The organism is Enterobacter sp. DC1, assembly GCF_000568075.1.
In the GTDB taxonomy this organism is placed as follows: Bacteria; Pseudomonadota; Gammaproteobacteria; order Enterobacterales; family Enterobacteriaceae; genus Enterobacter; species Enterobacter asburiae.
On record NZ_AZUA01000010.1, the window covers coordinates 133,948 to 140,295 of the forward strand.

At 55.4% G+C, this 6,348-nt stretch carries 4 protein-coding genes and 1 rRNA gene; all 5 read right to left on the bottom strand.

From position 1 onward, the window contains the following. Nucleotides 1-129 precede the first annotated feature (129 nt). Complete coding sequence (aceK, locus tag P346_RS01335; protein ID WP_032662661.1) at nt 130-1,869, bottom strand: bifunctional isocitrate dehydrogenase kinase/phosphatase; 1,740 nt, start codon at nt 1,867-1,869, stop codon at nt 130-132. A 48-nt stretch (nt 1,870-1,917) separates the two neighbouring features. Next, a complete protein-coding gene (gene aceA / locus P346_RS01330) occupies nt 1,918-3,222 on the bottom strand; it encodes an isocitrate lyase (RefSeq protein WP_029742132.1) in 1,305 nt (434 codons plus the stop codon). A 31-nt stretch (nt 3,223-3,253) separates the two neighbouring features. After that, a complete protein-coding gene (gene aceB, locus P346_RS01325) occupies nt 3,254-4,855 on the bottom strand; it encodes a malate synthase A (RefSeq protein WP_032662663.1) in 1,602 nt (533 codons plus the stop codon). A 270-nt stretch (nt 4,856-5,125) separates the two neighbouring features. Then, nucleotides 5,126-6,055 (bottom strand): homoserine O-acetyltransferase MetA, encoded by a 930-nt coding sequence (gene metA / locus P346_RS01320; protein ID WP_024906663.1) that lies wholly within the window; start codon nt 6,053-6,055, stop codon nt 5,126-5,128. Between the two features lie 173 nt (nt 6,056-6,228). Further along, a 5S ribosomal RNA gene (rrf, locus tag P346_RS01315) occupies nt 6,229-6,344 on the bottom strand. Nucleotides 6,345-6,348 lie beyond the last annotated feature (4 nt).

Genomic DNA, 6,348 nt, shown 5'->3' on the forward strand with positions numbered 1-6,348 from the left:
CCCGGTAAGCGCAGCGCCACCGGGCGATGGGGTTGCACTGCGGCCTGATGCCCTCACCCCGGCCCTCTCCCACAGGGAGAGGGAGAAAACTGTCCTCATCCTGCAAGTGAGGGTGCAAACATGATGTCCTCATCCTGCAAGTGAGGGTGCAAACCTAATGCAAAACCGCTGCTTGCGACGGTAGGCGTACACATCTTCGACGTGCCCATTTTTGATCCGCGTTTGCAGTCCGCGCCAGTAGCTGGCGCGGAACAGATCCTCATGCATTTCTTCGAATAGCGGCCCGATGCGCGGGTCGGCGCACAGCCAGTGGCGAAACTCCTCCGGAAACACATCGCCCGGCGAGACGCTGTACCACGGCTCACCGGAGAGCTCATCTTCCGGGTAGCGGGGCTGTGGGATATCGCGGAAGTTCACTTCGGTCATGTAGCAAATTTCGTCGTAATCGTAGAACACTACCCGCCCGTGACGGGTGACGCCGAAGTTCTTAAACAGCATGTCGCCCGGGAAAATATTGGCGGCGGCAAGCTGGCGAATCGCGTTCCCGTACTCTTCAATGGCATCACGCAGCGCCTGACCTTCGGACTGCTCAAGCCAGATATTCAGCGGTACCATGCGGCGCTCAATATAGAGATGGCTAATCACGATTTTATCGCCCAGATCGGTGATTTTTGCGGGCGCTTCCTGCATTAACAGCGCCATGAGCGCCGGGTCGATCTGCTGTTTATCCAGCACAAAGTTTTCGAATTCCTGGGTATCCGCCATGCGCCCGACGCGATCGTGCTCTTTGACCAGCTGATAGCAGGCGCGAACGTGCGCGGCGGTCATCTCTTTCTGCGGCGCAAACCTGTCTTTAATCACCTTAAAGACCCGGTCGAAACCCGGCAGCGTAAAGACCAGCATCACCATACCGCGAATGCCTGGCGCTTCGATAAACTGCTCATCGGCCGTGGTGACATAGCGCAGATACTCCCGGTAGCTTTCCGTTTTGGCGTGCTTCTGGCAGCCAATGGCCATATACAGCTCGGCGGTGGTTTTGCCCGGCAGGATCTCGCGTAGCCACTCCACCAGCGCGGCAGGCAGCGGGGCGTACACCATGAAATAGGAGCGGGCGAAGCCAAACACGATGCTGGCCTCGGCGCTGGTGGTCAGGCAGGTATCGACAAACAGTTCCCCGTCGTCGGTGCGGTGAATGGGCAGCAGAAACGGCACAATGGCGGTTGGCGTAACCAGTTTGCCCACCAGCCAGGCGGCTTTATTGCGGTAGAAAAGCTCGTTGGCAACCTGCAAATGGCTGTGGCTGAGCACCTCCGCGCCGAAGGTTTCGTTGAGATGGGTGTGAATATAGCCGATATCACGGGTTTTATTCTCCCAGGGCAGGCGCAGCGGTAAATCCGTTAGCACGCGGTGCAGGAGCTTTTCCCATCCGCGATCGGGAAAGAAATCTTTCGCCAGCGGACGTGGAATGGTGCGAAAGCGTCGCTCGGGCTGGGAACTGAAGATAAATAACCGCTCAGGAGATAATGAGCGGTGGTCAAATAACCGGCAATAGACGGAGTTGAAAAAGCTCTCCGCAATCTCGAAGCGCGGGTAGTCGGGTAACAAATGGGTGTAATGCTCTTTCACGCGCAGTAAAAATTCCGCGTCCGGGCTTTTACCGTCGGTAATACAACGCAGCTGCTCCACCACCAGACCCACGTGGTGATCGTAGAGATGGATACGCTGCTTCATGGCCTGCTGAACCGCATGCCAGTCTGCATGTTCAAAGCGCTGCTGCGCGCCGGATGTCACTTCAAGAAAACGACCATACTGGGCATCGAAGCCCTGCAAAATAGTTTGGGCAATCAGCAATTCCAGGCCACGCGACATATATTCCCCTTACCCAACCCCCTCCCCAGAGGGGAGAGGGGGAAAAGATTAGAACTGTGCTTCTTCCGTTGAACCCGTTAAGGCGGTGACGGAGGAGGTGCCGCCCTGAATAATCGTGGTCACATTATCAAAGTAGCCGGTTCCCACCTCCTGCTGGTGAGACACGAAGGTGTAGCCGTCTTTGCCCGCGGCAAACTCCGGCTGCTGCACCTTCTCAACGTAGTGCTTCATGCCCTCGCCCTGCGCGTAGGCGTGGGCCAGGTCGAACATGTTGAACCACATGCTGTGGATGCCTGCCAGGGTAATGAACTGGTATTTGTAGCCCATGTCGGACAGCTGCTGCTGGAAGCTGGCGATGGTTTTGTCATCCAGCTTTTTCTGCCAGTTGAAGGACGGCGAGCAGTTGTAAGCCAGCAGCTTGCCCGGGTATTTCGCGTGAATGGCGTCGGCAAAGCGTTTTGCCAGCGCCAGATCCGGCGTGGAGGTTTCACACCAGACCAGGTCCGCGTAAGGCGCGTACGCCAGGCCGCGGCTGATCGCCTGTTCAATGCCGGCATGGGTGCGGTAGAAGCCTTCGCTGGTACGCTCGCCGGTGATGAACTCGCTGTCGTACGGGTCACAGTCAGAGGTGATCAGGTCTGCCGCGTCCGCATCGGTACGGGCAATGACCAGCGTCGGCACGCCGAGCACGTCAGCAGCCAGACGCGCGGCAACCAGCTTCTGAATCGCTTCCTGAGTCGGAACGAGCACTTTACCGCCCATGTGTCCGCATTTCTTCACTGACGCCAGCTGGTCTTCGAAGTGAACGGCCGCTGCACCGGCCTCAATCATCGATTTCATCAGCTCGAAGGCGTTTAGCACGCCGCCGAAGCCTGCTTCCGCATCCGCGACGATCGGCAGGAAGTAGTCAGTAAAGCGCGGATCGCCAGGTTCGATTCCGGCGGCCCACTGGATCTGATCCGCACGGCGGAAGGTGTTGTTGATCCGATCCACCACCGACGGCACGGAGTTAGCCGGATAGAGCGACTGATCCGGGTACATGCTGGATGCCAGGTTGGCATCCGCCGCGACCTGCCAGCCGGAGAGGTAAATCGCCTCAATACCGGCCTTCGCCTGCTGCAGCGCCTGACCGCCGGTCAGCGCGCCGAGGCTGTTGATATAGCCTTTTTTAGAGCCACCGTGCAGCAGCTTCCACATTTTCGCCGCACCGTTCTGTGCCAGCGTGCATTCCGGATTGACCGAGCCGCGTAATTTCACCACTTCCTCCGCGCTGTAAGGACGGCGGATGCCTTCCCAGCGAGGCTGTGTCCACTCTTTCTTCAACTCTTCGATTTGTTGGGTACGGGTTTTCATGTGCAGATGCTCCATATTGTTATGTGGTGAGTTACGCCAGGAAGCGGTAGCCCGGCAGGGTCAGGAAGTCGATTAAGTCATCTGATGTGGTGATTTGCTCCATCAGGCGCGCAGCGTCGTCAAAACGTCCGCTGCTGAAGCGGTGTTCGCCCAGCTCGTCCTGGATCACCCGCATCTCTTCGGCCAGCATCTGGCGGAACAGAGATTTGGTCACCGGCTTGCCGTTGCTGAGCGTTTTTTGATGGTGGATCCACTGCCAGATGGAGGTACGTGAGATCTCCGCCGTTGCGGCATCTTCCATCAGGCCGTAGATAGGTACGCAGCCGTTGCCGGAGATCCACGCTTCGATGTACTGGACCGCGACGCGGATATTGGCACGCATGCCCTCTTCCGTACGCTCGCCCGCGCACGGTGCCAGCAGCTGTTCTTCAGCCGTTGGGGCATCGTCTTCGCGCGTGACAAACAGCTGGTTTTTGTTGTCGCCGAGTACGCGGTTGAAGACCTCCATCGCCGTATCGGCCAGGCCTGGATGGGCAATCCACGTGCCGTCGTGACCGTTACGGGCTTCAAGCTCTTTATCGGCTTTCACCTTGTTGAGCACCTGATTGTTGCGCTCTGCGTCTTTGCTCGGGATAAATGCCGCCATGCCGCCCATCGCAAAGGCGCCGCGCTTGTGGCAGGTTTTGATCAGCAGACGCGAGTAGGCGCTCAGGAACGGTTTATCCATGGTCACGACCTGGCGATCCGGCAGCACGCGATCGGGATAGTTTTTCAGGGTTTTGATGTAGCTGAAAATATAGTCCCAGCGTCCGCAGTTCAGGCCGACAATGTGGTCGCGCAGGGCGTGCAGAATTTCATTCATCTGGAACACGGCAGGCAGCGTTTCAATCAGCAGCGTGGCCTTGATGGTACCGCGCGGCAGGTTGAAACGATCTTCCGCATAGCTGAAGACCTCGCTCCACCAGGCCGCTTCCTGCCAGGCCTGCGTTTTTGGCAGATAAAAATAAGGGCCGCTGCCTTTTGCCAGCAGGTTCTTGTAGTTGTGGAAGAAATAGAGCGCGAAATCAAACAGGCTGCCCGGAATGGCTTCCCCACGCCAGGTGACATGTTTTTCAGGCAGGTGCAGGCCGCGTACGCGACAGATCAGCACCGCCGGGTTCGGTTTGAGCTGATAAATTTTGCCGGCTTCGTTGGTAAAGCTGATGGTGCCGTTCACGGCGTCGCGCAGGTTGATCTGCCCGTCGATAACTTTGTTCCAGTCTGGCGCCAGTGAGTCTTCAAAATCGGCCATAAAGACTTTAACGTTGGCATTCATGGCGTTGATCACCATTTTGCGCTCTACCGGACCGGTGATCTCAACGCGTCGATCCTGTAAATCTTCAGGGATGCCGCGGATTTTCCACTCACCGCGACGAATGGAAGCGGTTTCCGAAATGAAGCCAGGCAACTTGCCATCGTCAATTTCCTGCTGCTGATGAATGCGTGCCGCCAGCAGCTTATTACGCTGCGGCGTAAAGCGGGTCACCAGTTCAGTCAGAAACTCTACCGCTTCCGCCGTCAAAACCTGCTGTTCTTGCTCGCCGTACGGCTTGGTAAAGGCCAGTTCATCGACCGTCGTTGCCTGTTGAGTCATTACTCTGCTCCTCATCAAAGATCCAAAATCACGCCCCCGATGCGAACGAAAGATCGTTGGGTAGTTTTCGCTCAGCAGAATTAAGACTATCTATATTTTTTCTAAAATCAAAAACAATTTCCATTTTAATTATTAATTGCGATTAATTGCTTGATTTTATTGAGATTAAAGTTTGTTCGAATGGTGAGTGATATTTCGGAAATAAAAAAGGCACCCGAAGGTGCCTGATTTGAATAGCTGAAACGCTTTAGGATCGTTTAGTGCAGAAGATTACTCCAGCGTCGGATTCATGTGACGCAGATCGTATGGCGTTATCTGATAGACGTAATAGTTGAGCCAGTTGGTAAAAAGCAAATTTCCGTGACTGCGCCAGGTTGCTCTCGGTTTGTTTTGCGGGTCGTCTTTCGGGAAATAGTTGTACGGTACATCCGGATTAAGACCCGCTTCGACATCACGGAAATACTCTGACGCAAGGGTATGCGGATCGTACTCAGGATGCCCGGTCACAAAAGCAATGCGTTTATCCTTGCTGGCAAACAGGTAAGCATCTCCATCTTCCGTTTCGGCCAGGATCTCCAGATCGGTGTAATCACGAATCAGCTGGGCCGGGAAATCGGCGTAGCGCGAATGCGGGGCCAGGAAGGAGTCATCGAAACCGCGCGTCAGCAACGCATGCGGGTGAAGAATATGGTGTTCGTATACGCCGGAGAGCTTTTCAGTGCGGGTTTGCTTGGGGATGCCATAAAGAATATTCAGCGCGGCTTGTACCGCCCAACAGACAAACAATGTGGACGTGACGTGATCTTTTGCCCACTCCAGCACCTGTTTGATCTGCGGCCAATAGGCAACATCGTTAAATTCAACCAGACCGAGCGGCGCGCCGGTCACGATCAGTCCGTCGAAGTTTTCCCCCTGAATGTCATCGAAGTTACAGTAGAAGTTGTTCAGATGCTCAGAAGGCGTGTTACGTGACTCACGGGCATCGATTCGCAGCAGCTGAATATCGACCTGCAGCGGGGAGTTCGACAGAAGACGCAGGAACTGGTTTTCTGTTTCGATCTTTTTTGGCATCAGATTGAGAATAAGCACCTTCAGCGGGCGAATTTCCTGACCTGTCGCACGCGAAGCCGTCATCACGAAGACGTTCTCTTCACGCAAGAAATTGACGGCTGGTAGCTCGTCCTGCACCCGAATCGGCATAACTTTATATCCTCACAGCATACGTATAAACGTTTAGACATCCAGATAGCTAACGATACCCAGAAACGTTATGAATGTCGAGTCTGCAAGTGGAAGGTGAGAAAGTTTCAAGGAAGGGGAAAGACAAAAGCAAAAAACCCCGCACCTTTCGGTACGGGGTTCTTCTATTTGATGCCTGGCAGTTCCCTACTCTCACATGGGGAGACCCCACACTACCATCGGCGCTACGGCGTTTCACTTCTGAGTTCGGCATGGGGTCAGGTGGGACCACCGCGCTAAAGCCGCCAGGCAAA

What these genes read in the sequence shown, in the direction of transcription:
- aceK (WP_032662661.1), bottom strand. Translation starts at nt 1,869, where the DNA reads ATGTCGCGTGGCCTGGAATTGCTGATTGCCCAAACTATTTTGCAGGGC.
- aceA (WP_029742132.1), bottom strand. Translation starts at nt 3,222, where the DNA reads ATGAAAACCCGTACCCAACAAATCGAAGAGTTGAAGAAAGAGTGGACA.
- aceB (WP_032662663.1), bottom strand. Translation starts at nt 4,855, where the DNA reads ATGACTCAACAGGCAACGACGGTCGATGAACTGGCCTTTACCAAGCCG.
- metA (WP_024906663.1), bottom strand. Translation starts at nt 6,055, where the DNA reads ATGCCGATTCGGGTGCAGGACGAGCTACCAGCCGTCAATTTCTTGCGT.